Source organism: Alloalcanivorax dieselolei B5, assembly GCF_000300005.1.
GTDB lineage: Bacteria > Pseudomonadota > Gammaproteobacteria > Pseudomonadales > Alcanivoracaceae > Alloalcanivorax > Alloalcanivorax dieselolei.
On record NC_018691.1, the window covers coordinates 4494796 to 4509177 of the forward strand.

A 14382-nucleotide genomic window follows, 5' to 3' on the forward strand; every position below is an offset into this window, starting at 1 on the left:
TTTTGCTAGCCCAACAGGCCCGGAAGCCAAAGCGTCACCGCCGGAACATAGGCGGTCAGTGCCACTACGCCAATGAGAACCAGGAAGAACGGCCAGAGATTGCGGGCCACTTTCTCGATACTCAAACCACTGATGGTGGAGGCGACGAACAGGGAGTACCCCAGCGGCGGGGTGATCATTCCCACGGCGAAATTGATCACCACCATGGCGCCCAGTTGCACCGGATCCAGCCCCACCTGGGTGCCCACGGCGGTCAGAACCCCGCTGAGGATGACCATCGCGGACACGGTGTCCATGACCGCGCCGAGCACCAGCAACATGATGTTCAGCAACAGCAGGATCAGGAACGGGTTCGATGTAATGCTCAGCAGTACTTGCGTGACCTGCGAGGGAATCTGCTCACTGGCGATGATCCAGGCAAAGCCGTAGGCCACCACGATAATGAACATGATCACCGTGGTGGTACGCATCGACTTTATGAACAACGGGATCAGCGATTTCCATTGCAGATCCTTATAAATGAACAGGCCAATGACGAGGCTGTACAAGGCGCCCACCATGGCCGCCTCGGTGGGGGTAAACACGCTCCCGTAAATACCTCCGAGGATCACCACCGGCGCCAACAACGCCCATATCCCTTCACGTATCGCCGCCAGGATCTCCCGGACACCGGGGCGCTTCTCCCTGGTGATACCCAGGCGCCGGGCATAGAGATAACTGACAACGCAGAACCCCGCCGCCGCGATCAGACCGGGCAGGACACCCGCCAGGAACAATTTGGAGATCGACTCTTCCGCCAGCACCCCCCAGATGATCATGGGAATGGAGGGCGGGATCATTTGCCCCAGCGGCCCGATGGAAGTGGACAACGCCGCGCCGTAGCCCCGTGAATAGCCGCGTTTTTCCAGCTCATCGATCATCACCGACCCCACCGCGGCGGTGGTGGCCGGCGCGGATCCGGTAATGGCGCCGAAAAACGTACCGGCCGCCACGGTGGACATGGAAAGTCCGCCAGTTAAGTGGCCAAAACAGACCGAAGCCACCCTGACCAGACGCTTGGACAGCCCACCCGCGCTCATCAGGTCCCCCACCAGAATGAAACCGGGAATCGCCAGCAGGCTGGTGATGGTGCTCCCCGCGATCAGGCGCTGGGCCAGGATCATCGGATTGTAGTCGGCCATCCAGATACCCACGGCGGTGAGCAGGCCCAGGGTAAAGGCGATGGGAACCCCCAGCAGCAGCAGGACGAACAGCCCGACGATCAGAACAACGCCAATCTCACTCATCGACGGCGCCTCCGTGCTCACCAAGCGACCCGGGGCGGAACAGCAACACCAAGGCATGGAAGACGATCAAGGCGCCACTCGCCGGCACCGCCGCACCTTGCAACCACAAGGGATAACGCAGCGCCGGTGACACCTGGTGCGCGGTAAAGGCGGTGAATTGCCAGCCGGCCCACAACATCAACCCGCCGAACAGCAGAATCAGTATCACGCTGCCCCGCTCAAGCAAGTGCCTGGGCAGGCCGGGTAAGGCGTCCACCACAATGGAGACGCGCACGTGTCCGAACTCCCGCGTCAGTACGCTGGCGAACAAAAACACTGTCCAACTGAACGCCAGCAGCGCGATCTCATCACTCCAGGACAAGGAAGAGTTCAGCACATAGCGGCAGAACACCCCGGCCAGCAGGGCCAGGGTCATGATCAACGCGCTGGCCGCGCCAAGCGCGGCCGTCACGGCGGCAAGGTATTTGCTGCCTGCTTCGAGATATCTATACATGCTGGTATCCGTTAAGGAACGAGGCTCCGAGAGCGGGTTGGAGCCCTATGCCACACCGTTATTCCGTGACCAGTTCCATGGCGCGATCAACCAGGTCTTCGCCGATGCGTGGCCGATATTCTTCATAGACCGGCCGCACCTCGTCGCGGAAAGCGCCGGTATCGGCAATCCCGGTAACCGCCATGCCCTTCGCCTTGATCTTCTCGATCAACGCCTGCTCGTTCTTCGCCACCTCGGCGCGTTGCCGCTCGATGGCTTTCCGCGCGGCGCTACGCACCGCCTCCTGCTGCTCGGACGACAGACGGGAGAACGCCTGTTTGGACATCAGCAGCGGCAAGGCGTTATAGGTGTGGTTGGTCAGCGAAAGATACTTCACCACGTCGGCGTACTTGTTGGCGTAAATCACCGCCAGCGGGATCTCGAGGCCGTCCACCGTGCCTTGCTGCACCGCCATGTAGGCGTCGCTCCAGGCCATGGGAACCGGATTGGCGCCCAGGGCCCGGAAGCTGGCGATAAACAGATCGCTCGGCTGCACGCGCAGCTTCACGCCCTGCAAATCGTCCGGTGCCTGCACCGGCCGCTTATTGTTGATGACATGGCGGAAGCCGGCTTCGGCAAAGCCCAGGCCGATCAGACCCTGTTTCTCCAGTCGGGCGAACAGTTCCTGCCCCACCTCGCCATCCAGTACCTCGTGGGCCTGGGCCCGATCCTTGAACAGAAACGGCAGGTCAAGGAGCTGGAAGCTCTTGTCCAGAGTGCCTAACTGGGTGCCGGTGATAACGCCGGCATCCAGCGTGCCGAATTGCATCCCTTGCAGCATGTCCGTGTCGTTACCCAACTGGTTGTTGGGGAAGAACTTGATCTCGAACTGTCCCGGCGCCGCGGCTTCCAGCTCTTCCTGGAAGTAGTGGGCGGCGATGGCATAGGGATCCACTTCGCTGTCGGCGGTGGTCCATCCCAGGCGGATCACGGTGGCGGCCTGAGCCACGCTCACCGCGGCCAGGGCCGCCGCCAAAATGGCAGCGGGCATCAACGTTTTGACGGATCGGAGTAAGGGCGTCATCACGGCTTTCCTGTTTGTTTTGATGGGGTTGTGGCATGGGACAGGCGGGGCGAAAAGCGCTCCACCAAACTTGTCCTACAAGTTGATCATAATTTTACCAGTGCTGTAAAGTCAGTCATCACCCCCCGGCCAATCCTCCCCGGTCCGAGTCATAACCGGTCCGTACGTGGAGCAGCGAGCCCCCGGAGAGGTACTATTACCGCCAGCGGCCCCGATGCCGTTTAGCCAACGCCGTTTGCACCGAACAGGATGAGCCCTATGAAACAAGCTGCCGCTGCAGGACGCAGCCAGCTTTCCGTGAAGATTTCCCGCCATCTGGAAGCGGAGATTTCCGCCGGCCGCCTCAAGCCCGGTGACCGCATCCCCAGTGAGTCCCAACTGACGGCGCGGTTCGGTGTCGGCCGCAACGTGGTCCGGGAGGCGATAGCGCGGCTCAAATCGGAAGGTCTGGTGGAGAGTCATCAGGGCCTGGGTGCCTTCGTATCCAGCAAGGCCCATCGCAACAGTTTTCGCATCGACCACGATGAACTGAGCCATCTGCCCAAACTCCGCCAACTCTATGAGTTGCGTCTCGATCTCGAAGTCTCCGCCGCCGGCATGGCTGCCCGCCGCCGTTCCCGCAGCCAGCTTGCGGCGATCCAGGCCGCCCTGTCCACGTTACGCGACGCCCTTGCCAACGGTCAGGGCATGGTCGAGAGCAGCCTGGCTTTCAAACGCGCCATTGCCGACGCCACCGGTAACGAATACTTCAAGAACTTCGTGCTGTTTCTGACCGCCCACATCTTTGAGGCCGCTTCTTTCGAACGGCGCATCGCCACTTCCGGAGCGCTGCGCGAAACCGTGCTGACCGAATACGAGTCGATCCTCGAGGCGATCACCGTGGGCGACCCGGACCTCGCCCGCCGCGCCGCCTGGACCCAGATCATCAATTCCGCCGAGCGCAACGGGCTGCGTGGTCTGCAAGGCTGGGAGGTCACGCGCATGACCTCGCTTGGCGAGACCTACGCCCCACCCTGCGCGCCACCGGTATCGAGCTGCAGCGCCCCATCGTTACCGCTTCCCGACGGTGCCTGCGATTGCCACTTCCACATCATCGGTGACGCCGCGGACCACCCTTTCACCCCGCATCGCTCCTATACGCCGCCGCCCGCGTCACTGGACGACTACCGGAAAATGCAGGGCACGCTGGGTCTGAGCCGGGGGGTTATCGTGCAACCCAGCGTCTACGGTTATGACAACCGGGTGGCACTGGAAGCCTTGCGTCAAGGCGGCGGCCACTATCGCGGCGTGGTGGTGATCAGTGATCAGACCAGTGAACAGGAATTGCAGGAAATGGACGCCCTCGGGGTACGCGGGGTGCGCGTCAACCTGATCTACAAAAGCGGTGTCGAGGTCTCGGATGTGGCCAGTCTGGCGCGCAAGGTGGCGCCGTTGGGCTGGCATCTGCAATTGCTGATCGACATCTCGGAATTCGCCGATCTCTACGACACCGTGGCCAACCTGCCGGTGGAGGTGGTGATCGATCACATGGGACACATGCCGGCCAGCATCGGTGTGAAGCATCCGGGATTCCGCGACCTGCTGCGTCTGGCCCGGGACGGCAAGGCGTGGGTAAAGTTATCCGGCGCTTACCGCTTCACCAACCAGCCGGACACGCCCTACTCCGATGTCACGCCCTATGCCAAGGCGCTGATCAAAGCCAATCCCGATCAGATCCTGTGGGCCAGTGACTGGCCCCACGTGTGTATTTCCGTGCCGATGCCGGACGACACCACCCTGCTGGAAGAATTCTTCCAGTGGACCGGACACGACGAGACCATAATCCGCAAGATTCTGGTCGACAATCCCGCCCGCCTTTACGGTTTTTAAACGGGCTCCTCGGCGGCCTTCCGGGCGCCAGCGACATCAACCGCTGGCACATAAGGGACTACGAAGCCGCTGTAGGAGCTTGCCTGCAAGCGAATCTTGAGACCCGGAGGCCCATTCGCTTGCAGGCAAGCTCCTACAGCGGCTTCGTAGCGACCTCCGGATTTATGTCTCCAAACAGGCTTGAGACTTAACGTCACAGCGATTGTGGGATACCAGCGGCCAGAAGAACACCTGCGCTTGCCGGCTACCTCGAAGCGGAGCTGTGTTAGGCCTTTGCGGGACCCTGTCGAACAGGGACGTTCGACCGGGAGCTTACATGGACGTATTCACGGCGTTCCCGCAAAGGTCTAACGCGGCTTCGCCGCCCTCGATGGAGAGATCGCCAAACCCCGAGGAGCGCTTATAACTCCGGCGGTATCCGGTCAAACCACGGTTCGGCCCGTTCCAATTGTGCCGCCAGGGACAACAGCTTGCCTTCGTCGCCATGGCCACCGACAAACTGCACGCCCAGCGGCAGGCCGTTGTCACACCAGTGCAGCGGCACCGACATGGCCGGCACGCCGGTGACGTTGGCCAACTGCGTGAACGGCGTGTACTTCAGGTTTTCCCGTGCCATCTGCTCCACCAGTCCGGTTTTCATCAGCAGTTTTTGCGCACCGGTTTTCAGTACCAGTTTCAGCGCCGCCTGCTGCAAGGGCGGTGTCGCCATGGCCCCGATACGCGCCGGCGGCATGGCCAGGGTCGGCGTCATCAAGAAGTCATACCCTTGAAGGAACGCCATCAACTGACGCGTGTAGGTTTGCCAGCGCTGGTAGCACTGCAGATAATCCGGCGCGCTCAGGCTGCGCCCGAACGCCGCCATCGCCAGGGTATCCAATTCGAAGCCGTCGTCGCCGGCGCCGGTGAGCCGGCGCATCTCGTTGACGCTGTCGGCGCACTTGGCGAACCAGACCATCAGCCAGTCCATGCTCATGGCCATGACATCGATGTCCGGCTCCGCTTCTTCCACCCGGTGGCCGAGGAATTCCAGCAAAAGGGCTGTCTTCTCCACCGCCTTCACCGCCTCGGGGTCCACTTCTGTACCGATGGGCGAGCGGTTGGTGAAGGCGATGCGCAAAGTCCCCGGGTCACGTTCCGTCTCCTCCCGGTAAGGCCGCGCGGGGGGCGCCAGCGGATAGAGGCTGGCCAGTTCGTCTCCGGCCACCGCATCCAGCAGTACCGCGCAATCGCGCACCGAACGGGTCACCGCGTGATTCACCGACAGTCCGTGCAGGGCTTCACCGAAATCCGGCCCCCAGGGTGTGCGGCCACGGCCGGGCTTGAGCCCGAACAGGCCACAACAGGCCGCCGGAATACGGATACTGCCACCGCCATCATTGGCGCCGGCGAAGGGCACCACCCCGGCGGCCACCAGGGACGCCGAACCACCGGAAGAACCGCCGGGGGTGTGATCGGGATTCCAGGGATTGCGGCAGGGACCGAACGAATCCGGCTCGGTGATCCCCTTGGCGCCAAACTCCGGCGTATTGGTGCGCCCGAACAGTACCAGACCGGCCTGGCGCCAGCGCTTCACCAGCTCCGAATCATGGGGAGCGCGGAAGCCCATGCTCTTGAGCGCCTTGTTACCCATATAACAGGGCGCTCCGGCCATCTCCTGGAACAGGTCCTTGGCCAGCATGGGCACCCCCGCCAACGGTCCGGAGAGCGGTCTCTCCGCCGTGCGCCGGCCTTCCTGGTAAAGCGGAATGACCAGGCCGTTGAGCTTCGGGTTGACCTGTTCCGCCCGGGCGATGGCCAGTTCCAGCAATTCCGCCGCGCTGACTTCCCCCGAAGCCACCAGTCCGGCCAGCGCAACGCCATCCAACTTACGGTATTCGTCAAAATTCATGATGGTATCCTTATGGTTATCGTATGGAGTCCGACCCCAATCTCCACACCGCCCTTGAACTTGTTTGGGCTCTTATCCTACATGGCATCCGGCGATGGGTATGGGCTCCCTTTGCGCCAAATACGTCCTCAGGAGGTAATGATGAAAGCAGTGGGTTTTGACCGCCCCCGAACCATTGAAGACTTGCACGCGTTACAGGATATCGAGATGGACACCCCGGTTCCCGGTCCCCGCGATCTGCTGATCGCGGTGGAAGCGGTATCGGTGAACCCCGTGGACACCAAGGTGCGCCAGCGGCCACTGGCCGAACCCGGCTTCCGGGTGCTCGGTTATGACGCCGCCGGCCGGGTGCAGGCGGTGGGTGACCAGGTTCAGGGTTTCAAGCCCGGCGACCGGGTCTGGTATGCCGGCGCCATGCAACGCCAGGGCAGCAACGCCCAGTTCCAATGCGTTGATGAAAGACTGGTGGCGCACAAACCCGACAGTCTCGGCATGCAGGAAGCCGCCGCGTTGCCGCTGACCACGCTGACGGTCTGGGAAGCCCTGGAAGACCAGCTCGGTCTGACCCCGGACACCGCCAAGGGCAAGACCTTGCTGGTGGTGGGAGGCGCCGGAGGGGTCGGTTCCATCGGCATTCAACTGGCCGCCCGCCATTTTGGTATGACGGTGATCGCCACCGCCGGCCGCGACGAATCCGCCCGCTGGTGTCAGTCCATGGGGGCCGCCCACACCATCGATTACCGCCAGGGGCTGGTAGAACCGGTAAAAGCCCTCGGTATCGACGGCGTGGACGCTGTTCTGCTGGCCCAGGAGCCGGATCCGTATTGGGCCGAAGCCTGCGAACTGGTCAAACCGCTGGGCGGCATCGTTACCATTGTCGACGCCCGCGGCCCTCTGGATCTGAACGCGCTGAAACCCAAAAGCGCCCGCTTCGCCTGGGAATTCATGTTTACCCGGGCCATGTTCGGCGTGGACATGGAGCGCCAGGGGGAGATTCTGTCCCAGGCCGCCAAACTGGTGGATGAAGGTGTACTGCAAACCACCCTGGGCGAGTCCCTGGGCCCGATCAACGCCGCCAACCTGAAGCAGGCGCACCGCCGTATCGAGGATGGCCGGACCATCGGCAAACTGGTTCTGGCCGGCTGGGAGGACTAAGCGGACATCAGCACCAGTCCCAGTTCCGCCAGCCGCTCCCGCGCCCGATCATGCATGGCCGCGGCCGCCGACGAGGACCAGTCGATAACGATTGATTTGGCGTCCGGCTGCGGGCAACTCACCCGGGCGCCGGTATCCAGTTCGGCGATCAGTTGTCCGGCCCGGTAGCTCACCGCTTTTTGCCGCAATTGATAACGCGCCACCTTGCCCAGCGGTGTCATCGGCATCGAGGGCAATACGAACACATGGCGGGGGCGGGCCTGTGGCACGGCGATACGATCACACACGAAGGCATCGATGCTTTCGACACTGCGCGCATCCGTCCCGGCGCGCAGTGTCACGTACAGCACCGGCAGCTCTCCGGCATACTGATCCGGCATCGCCACCACGGCCGCCTCCAGCACCGCCGGGTGTTCTTCCGCCACCTGCTCCAGCATTTGCGGATCAATGTTATGGCCACTGCGGATAATCACTTCCTTGGTGCGGCCGACAATCCGCAGTTGCCCGTCATCAGTGACGGCCACCAAATCCCCGGACGGTATCCAGCCGTTGCGCGGCCGATCCTGCGTGCCGGTGGCGGTACGATAGCCGACGAAGACATTGGGGCCCCGCACCCACAGCTCGCCACGCTGGCCCGCCCTGAACGGCCGGCCCGGCTCCTCGATGGCCACCTCCACCAACGGCACCGGGTGTCCGGCCAGCGGCGGCCGGAACATCCCGTCGATGAACTGGGCGGTAACGATACCGGCGGACTCGGTCATGCCGTAAAGCTGATACACCGGGGCGCCGCTGATCGTTTCCAGGCGCCGGGCCAGTTGCGGATTGAGCGCCGAACCACCGGTGAGAAAGGCTCTCAGGGAAGCGCATCGTTGCTGTTGGCGGGGGGCGTCGGCCAGGGTTGAAAGCGTGGCCGGCACGCCGCCCACCAGCGTCACCTCCAACGCGTCCAGCATCGACCAGAAACGCCGGATCACCGCCGGATTCTTTAACCCCAGGGCAGTGGGCAGCACCAGCGTGGCACCGGCGGCGATAATCGCCAGCACGGCGTCCACCGAACTGCCCACATGGAACAGGGGCAAGCCGTTCAGGAGGCGGTCGCCCTGACTGTAGCCGCACCCGGCGCAGGTCATCACGCCGCCGGCGGCCAGATTGCCCAGGGTCAGCTCCGCCAGCTTCGGCGCGTAAGTGGTCCCTCCGGTGTGCAGCAGAGCGGCCACCCGCTCCGGATCATCGTCCGCGGCCAGAACGGCATTCCCTGCCTTCGCCACGAACGTCGACCAGGGCTCCCCGTCGAACGTCGCGTCCCCTGCTTCCCCCAACGGCACGACCACCACATGGGGCGGTCGCGGCAGGCTCGCGGCGGCGGCGCTGACCCGTTCGCTCAAATCCGACTCCGCATGGGATCCCACGGTGATCACCACTTTGCAGCGGGCCAGCGCCAGTTGGGAGGCGATCGCCTGTTCCGACATCAGCAGATTCACCGGAAACGCCACCCCCACCGAACACGCGGCGATCAAGGCCGATACCGCTTCCGGCACCAGAGGCAAAAACATCGCCACGCCATCTTCCGGGGTAACCCCGCTGGCACGCAGGGCACGGGCCACTGCTTCGGTCTCGGCCAGCAATTGAGCATAGCTGACCGTCACCGGCTGGCCGCTATCGGCATCGCACAGATACACCAAGGCCGGATGATCCGGATAGCGCGCCGCGGCCTGACGCAGCAAGCGCAGCGGCGTTGGCGCCCGCTCCAGACAGGCCCGAACCGCACTACTGGTGTTCGCGATAGCTGGTTCCATCATCACATCCTGTTATTTTCACGCTCCCTTGGCGCATGCCGCATTCCCATCAAACCGGAACGCGAGCATCCGCGTCTTCCTTCAATTCCAGGTGGCAACCCGGCCTTCAAGCGAGTAAGTAAGACGATTGGATTTCATGGGATACTACTCCCCGGCCACACAACACTTGTTACTCAAAAGTGGAATCAATGAAAGATGATGTAACTCCCCGGGGACGACCGTCAATCCCCTCGCTCACCAAACTAGCGGAATTGACCCCCAGAACGCTGGTCCTGGATATGCTCGCCGTGGCCGGAGACACCGCGCTGACCTCCGTGGCGCTGGCCCAGGGCGGTGACATCATGGGGTTCAAGGCCGGCGCCGTTCGTGTGGCGGTGAGCCGTTTGTCCACGCAGGGCGCCATCACCAGTCCCCGACGCGGCAGCTGGCGATTGGCGGAAAACGCCCCCTGGGCCCGGGAACAGGGCCGTTGGCGGGCTCTGAGTGAGTTGCTGTGCCCTTGGAGGGAGGATTGGTGGGTGGCGGTCACCCACCAGGTGTCGCGTTCCAACCGCAGCGGCTGGCGGGAACATGAGAGAGCCCTTTGGCAAAGGGGGTTCGCCGAGGTGCAACGGGATCTTTTCGTCCGCCCCGCCAACCTGTCACTGAGCTTCTCCGACCTGAAACAGCAGTTGCAGGCATTGGGCATGGCTCCGCAAACCGTGCTGCTGCATGCCGATCAGTTGTCGGTCACCCCCAGGCCCGGTTTGTGGGATTTTCGGCGCCGTCACACCCTGCTCGAGAAGGTCCGTGATGAAATGTGTCGGCTGCTTGACCAGGCCCCCGCCGGCACCGCCCCCGACAAAGTCCTGTGCGCGCGTTTTTTGCGCGTGGGCCGGGCCGCCACCAAGATCCTCAACACCGACCCGTTATTGCCGGAAGAATGGACCGGTCCATCACCGCGTGGCGAGGTGATCCAGTTGCTGCCCCACTTCATCAGTACCGGTCGCACGCTGTGGTTTCGTTACATGGGCATCGACTAGGCGCTGGCTAGGTGCCGATCTCGCCGCCGTCGTCGCGTGTGATCAACACCGTGGTGGAACGGGGGCGGGTGCGGCCATCGCTGGCCGGATAGCTGATCCCCGGATGCTGCACATTGATCCACAAGGTCCGCCCATCCGGCGTGCCGGTGATGCCGGTGATTTCGCATCCCCGTGGCCCGACCAGAAAACGACGCACCTCGCCGCTGTCCGGGTCCGCGCACAACAGCTGATTGGTTCCCATGGCCTGGTGATCCGGGCTTTCGTCGTCGTAATCGGTTTCGATCCAGAGACGCCCCGCCGGATCGAACCACAATCCGTCCGGCGAGGAGAACACGTCCCCCTGGATCGTGCCCCACTGGTGGGCCGGCGCGTCACTGCCGGCGGGGTAACCCGCCAATAAAAACAGCGCCCAATCAAAAACCGTGGCGGCGGGATCATTGTCCCGCTCCCGCCAGCGCAGAATCTGTCCGTGCAGGTTCCTGGGCCTGGGATTGGCGGCGTTCACCGGTTGCCCGTCATCGACACCGCGCTCATCGTTATTGGTCAGCGTAACGTAAACCTCGCGGCTGCCGGGCCGCACCGCCACCCATTCGGGCCGGTCCATGCGGGTAGCGCCGAGCAGATCCGCGGCGCCGCGCGCGTTGATCAGCACGGCCGCCTGATCCGGGAAGCCATTGGCGGCGTTGAGCGGCCCCTGACCGTGCCGCAAGGGCCGCCATTCACCTCGGCCGTCATCATGGAATACCGCCACATACAAAGTGCCGTGATCCAGCAGCTCCCGGTTGGCGCCGGGATCATCCGCGCGGTAACGATCACGGGGCACGAATTTGTAGATGTACTCACCGCGAGTGTCATCCCCGAAGTAAAACGCCATGCGCCCGTCATCGGCCAGCGAAGGCGTGGCGCATTCACGCACCAGCCGTCCCATGGCGGTACGCTTCACCGGTGTGCTGTTCGGGTCGAAGGGATCGATTTCCACCACCCAGCCGAACCGGTTCGGTTCATTGACCTCACCCTGGTGAGGCAGGGAGCGGTCCGGCGTGGCGTCGAAGCGGGATTGCGCGGTTTCCCACAAATAATAGTTACTGCGCTCGCCCTGACTGAGCCGGTAGCGGGCCTGTTGCGGACGCCGCTGATAATCCTCCGCGTCCCGATTGACGAAGTAGTTCGGCCAGTTTTCCTCACAGGCCAGATAAGTGCCCCAGGGGGTGTAGCCCAGCGCGCAATTGGCGAACGTGCCAATCACCCGGCGCCCGGTGGGATCCGAGGCGGTGCACATGGCTTCGGCCCCCGCCGCCGGACCGCTCAGTATCATCGGCGTCAAACCGCTGATGCGACGGTTATAGGACGACGTCATGATTCGCCGCCACTGACCGGCGCGGTCCTTGGCGATCTCGATGACGCTGACACCGTGGGCGGCCAGTTCTTTGTTCACTTCTTCGCCGGGCCGGCGCGGCCTGCCCTGTTCGTCCTGAAGTACCGTGGCGCCCCGTGGATGCAGGAAATCCGTCGCCACTTTTTCATGATTGATCACCAGCAACCCGTGCCCGTTGGGATTATCCGGAAACGGAAAATAGTGCATCCCGTCATGGTTATCGCCGGCCTGCCGCAGCTGATCGCGCCAATCGTTACCGGCATCCGCGCGCCACCGTGGTGCCTCGGCATCAATCGGATCCCCCCAGCTGTAGAAAGGCACCGCGCGATATCCCGCCGGCACCTGTACAGCATCAAAGTCGGGATTGGTTTGCGCCGGCAGCGGCGTGAATCCGATGCGTGGCCGCGCGCCACCGGTCATCGCGCAGCCTCCGACAAAGACCGCCGCCACCCCCAGGCCACCCTTGAGCACACCGCGCCGGGTCAGACTGAGCCAATGTCCCCCGGTGCTCCGGAGCACCGGGTGATCGTCCTGTGTTTCCCAGTCCTCGGCATCGGTTCGCCATTCCCCGCTCATGGCCGCGCCTCCCTGGTCAGGTTCAACGCCTCACGTACCGCCGACCAGGGCACGTACTTGAAGTTTTGCGGCGCCTGCGGCAACCGGTTGCGCCCATCCTGAACCACCAGCAGCCCTTCTCCGTAAGCACCACCCAGATTGGCGGAGGTCACTTCCAGACCATCGGTCTCCGACACGCCGTCCACGCCGCGCCGTGAATCCAAAGCAATGCGGAACCGTCCCCGGTAGGCATAAGGTGGCAGGGCGTCCAGCACCACATAACTGTCGTTGCCCTGACTGGAAATCACCAGATAACGGTGGTGCTCGCCGGCGTAAATCGCCAGCCCTTCAATATCGGCCACCAGTTTCTCACCCACGGCCATGACTTTGGTCAGCGTGCCCGGCGAGCCGGGATCGGCCGGCAGTGTCCACACCGCTCGATCCTCCTCGCCGACAAACAGTTGGCCGGTCATCTCATCGGCCACGCATCCCTCCGGCTGGCTGTCCACCCGGAAACGCCGTGCCAGAATCGCCGAGGGCGCCTCGCCGGTGAGGTCCAGGCGATACTGCTCAAACTCGCCATTTTTGCCGTTGGCGATGGCATGCAACTCATCGACACCGGCTTGATAAAGACATAAACCGTAAATGTCCTTGAGCGTGGTTTCGATTTCACCGGCGTTGGAGACGTTGCCTTCGGTGTCGATGCGAAACACCTGGAGGCTGTCATGATCCCGGTTGCTGGCCACCGCCCAGTCACCGCGCACGTCCACATTGTTGAGCCGCCCCACGGGCAGGAACTGCCGGGTTTGGCCGAGCAGATCGTAAACGTACAAACCCGCCTTTTTATCGGTGCCGAGCACCCGGCCGAGCTCCGGTTTTTCAGGGTGCAGCCAGATCGCCGGATCATCCGCGGCGTCACCGAAACGGGCCACCGGATCGGTTTGTGCCACCGCGTGCACCACCGCCATATCCGTGTCGCCGGAAGCCTGGTTCGTCCCCCGCCAGGGCAGCGTCATGGTCTGGGCGGCACTTCCTTCGTCGTCCAGTACCACCAGGGTCAGCTTTCCGTCCCGCCAGGTCGCCGCCAGTTTTTCCGGTTCCTTCTGAGCCGGCACCTTTATCGCCTCTCCCACCGGTTCGCCGTCGCGATACAGGTGCAAGGTCCCGGTATCCTTGTCCAGCACCGCCAGCCCATCCGGAATCACCGCCAGACCGGCGGCGCCCTGCTGTAACCCGCCTCGGGGCGCCACCATATCCACCACCCGGCGCTCGGCGTCCCGCTCGGCATCGGCGGCATAACGCCAGACACCAACCTGCTCCTCGCTGACGTAGAGGTCACCGTCACGGTCGTCTACCCGGCAGGCCTGAACCTCCGGCGGCAATACCAGATGGCGCAGCGCCGCCACCGCTCCCTCACCGATCAACCACTGGTCGGCACCGCCCCGCTCATCCAGCAGAAATACCGACAACAGACCGTCCCGGTCCTGATACAGACAGAGACCGGCCACTTCATAGTCCGGAGCGGGGAGGGTACTGCCTGCCGTGACCCGGCCATCACGGATGGTCAGGACACGCACTTCATTGCTGCTCTGCTCCGCCAATGCCAGGCGCCAGTCTCCCGGAGCCATCACACGGCCATCCAGATGCTGATAGCCCCGGTAGGTGGTCGACTGCCGTTCGCCGTTGATCCAGAGCCCGCCCCGTTGATCCAGCGCCGCCCACTGGCGGGTGCCCGGCGCCAGCCAAAGATCCTGGAATTGCCGCTCCGGTTCCCAGCTCCGCCACTCGGATTCCGCCACACGATCCATAGCGCAGCCCGCCAATCCCAGACCACCGCAGAGCACCACCGCCAGCCACCGTGTTTTTTCCATCAGTCTCAT

10 protein-coding genes are annotated in these 14382 nt (G+C 63.4%); 3 read left to right on the plus strand and 7 right to left on the minus strand.

Annotated elements, in window-relative coordinates; all coding sequences use genetic code 11:
- Positions 1 to 5 precede the first annotated feature (5 nt).
- The 3 genes from B5T_RS20140 to B5T_RS20150 are packed head-to-tail and all read right to left on the minus strand — an operon-like array spanning position 6 to position 2842.
- A complete protein-coding gene (locus B5T_RS20140; protein ID WP_014996368.1) occupies positions 6 to 1286 on the minus strand; it encodes a TRAP transporter large permease in 1281 nt (426 codons plus the stop codon).
- The gene (locus B5T_RS20145) at positions 1279 to 1779 is read right to left on the minus strand and encodes a TRAP transporter small permease (RefSeq protein WP_014996369.1); all 501 of its coding nucleotides are present in this window, start codon (positions 1777 to 1779) and stop codon (positions 1279 to 1281) included. Before B5T_RS20145 ends, B5T_RS20140 begins: the two co-directional genes overlap by 8 nt.
- Before the next feature lie 58 nt (positions 1780 to 1837).
- Positions 1838 to 2842: a TRAP transporter substrate-binding protein gene (locus tag B5T_RS20150; protein WP_014996370.1), complete on the minus strand. Its 1005-nt coding sequence runs from the start codon at positions 2840 to 2842 to the stop codon at positions 1838 to 1840.
- A 258-nt stretch (positions 2843 to 3100) separates the two neighbouring features.
- Here B5T_RS20150 and B5T_RS20155 point away from each other — a divergent pair, with 258 nt between their 5' ends.
- On the plus strand, positions 3101 to 4711 hold the full coding sequence (locus B5T_RS20155; protein WP_014996371.1) for an amidohydrolase family protein: 1611 nt from the start codon (positions 3101 to 3103) through the stop codon (positions 4709 to 4711).
- 400 nt (positions 4712 to 5111) lie between these two features.
- On the opposite strand, the gene B5T_RS20160 is transcribed toward B5T_RS20155, so the two are convergent.
- A complete protein-coding gene (locus tag B5T_RS20160) occupies positions 5112 to 6599 on the minus strand; it encodes an amidase (protein ID WP_014996372.1) in 1488 nt (495 codons plus the stop codon).
- 138 nt (positions 6600 to 6737) lie between these two features.
- Between B5T_RS20160 and B5T_RS20165 the strand changes: the two genes are divergently transcribed.
- Positions 6738 to 7754, plus strand: coding sequence for a zinc-binding alcohol dehydrogenase family protein (locus B5T_RS20165; RefSeq protein ID WP_237740374.1), 1017 nt, complete (start codon positions 6738 to 6740; stop codon positions 7752 to 7754).
- Here the strand turns inward: B5T_RS20165 and B5T_RS20170 are convergent.
- Positions 7751 to 9550, minus strand: coding sequence for an AMP-binding protein (locus B5T_RS20170; protein WP_014996374.1), 1800 nt, complete (start codon positions 9548 to 9550; stop codon positions 7751 to 7753). The two genes, B5T_RS20165 and B5T_RS20170, sit on opposite strands and share 4 nt — an antisense overlap.
- Before the next feature lie 287 nt (positions 9551 to 9837).
- Between B5T_RS20170 and B5T_RS20175 the strand changes: the two genes are divergently transcribed.
- A complete protein-coding gene (locus tag B5T_RS20175; protein WP_014996375.1) occupies positions 9838 to 10572 on the plus strand; it encodes a PaaX-like family protein in 735 nt (244 codons plus the stop codon).
- 7 nt (positions 10573 to 10579) lie between these two features.
- Here the strand turns inward: B5T_RS20175 and B5T_RS20180 are convergent, their stop codons facing one another.
- Positions 10580 to 12523, minus strand: a complete 1944-nt coding sequence (locus B5T_RS20180; protein ID WP_014996376.1) for a PhoX family protein — start codon at positions 12521 to 12523, stop codon at positions 10580 to 10582.
- A complete protein-coding gene (locus B5T_RS20185) occupies positions 12520 to 14382 on the minus strand; it encodes a phytase (protein ID WP_014996377.1) in 1863 nt (620 codons plus the stop codon). The genes B5T_RS20180 and B5T_RS20185 overlap by 4 nt, the downstream gene beginning before the upstream one ends.

Bases quoted from the DNA above. Each gene is read 5' to 3' on its own strand.
- B5T_RS20170 (WP_014996374.1), bottom strand. From the start codon at position 9,550: ATGGAACCAGCTATCGCGAACACCAGTAGTGCGGTTCGGGCCTGTCTG.
- B5T_RS20160 (WP_014996372.1), bottom strand. From the start codon at position 6,599: ATGAATTTTGACGAATACCGTAAGTTGGATGGCGTTGCGCTGGCCGGA.
- B5T_RS20140 (WP_014996368.1), bottom strand. From the start codon at position 1,286: ATGAGTGAGATTGGCGTTGTTCTGATCGTCGGGCTGTTCGTCCTGCTG.
- B5T_RS20150 (WP_014996370.1), bottom strand. From the start codon at position 2,842: ATGACGCCCTTACTCCGATCCGTCAAAACGTTGATGCCCGCTGCCATT.
- B5T_RS20145 (WP_014996369.1), bottom strand. From the start codon at position 1,779: ATGTATAGATATCTCGAAGCAGGCAGCAAATACCTTGCCGCCGTGACG.
- B5T_RS20155 (WP_014996371.1), top strand. From the start codon at position 3,101: ATGAAACAAGCTGCCGCTGCAGGACGCAGCCAGCTTTCCGTGAAGATT.
- B5T_RS20185 (WP_014996377.1), bottom strand. From the start codon at position 14,382: ATGAGACTGATGGAAAAAACACGGTGGCTGGCGGTGGTGCTCTGCGGT.
- B5T_RS20180 (WP_014996376.1), bottom strand. From the start codon at position 12,523: ATGAGCGGGGAATGGCGAACCGATGCCGAGGACTGGGAAACACAGGAC.
- B5T_RS20165 (WP_237740374.1), top strand. From the start codon at position 6,738: ATGATGAAAGCAGTGGGTTTTGACCGCCCCCGAACCATTGAAGACTTG.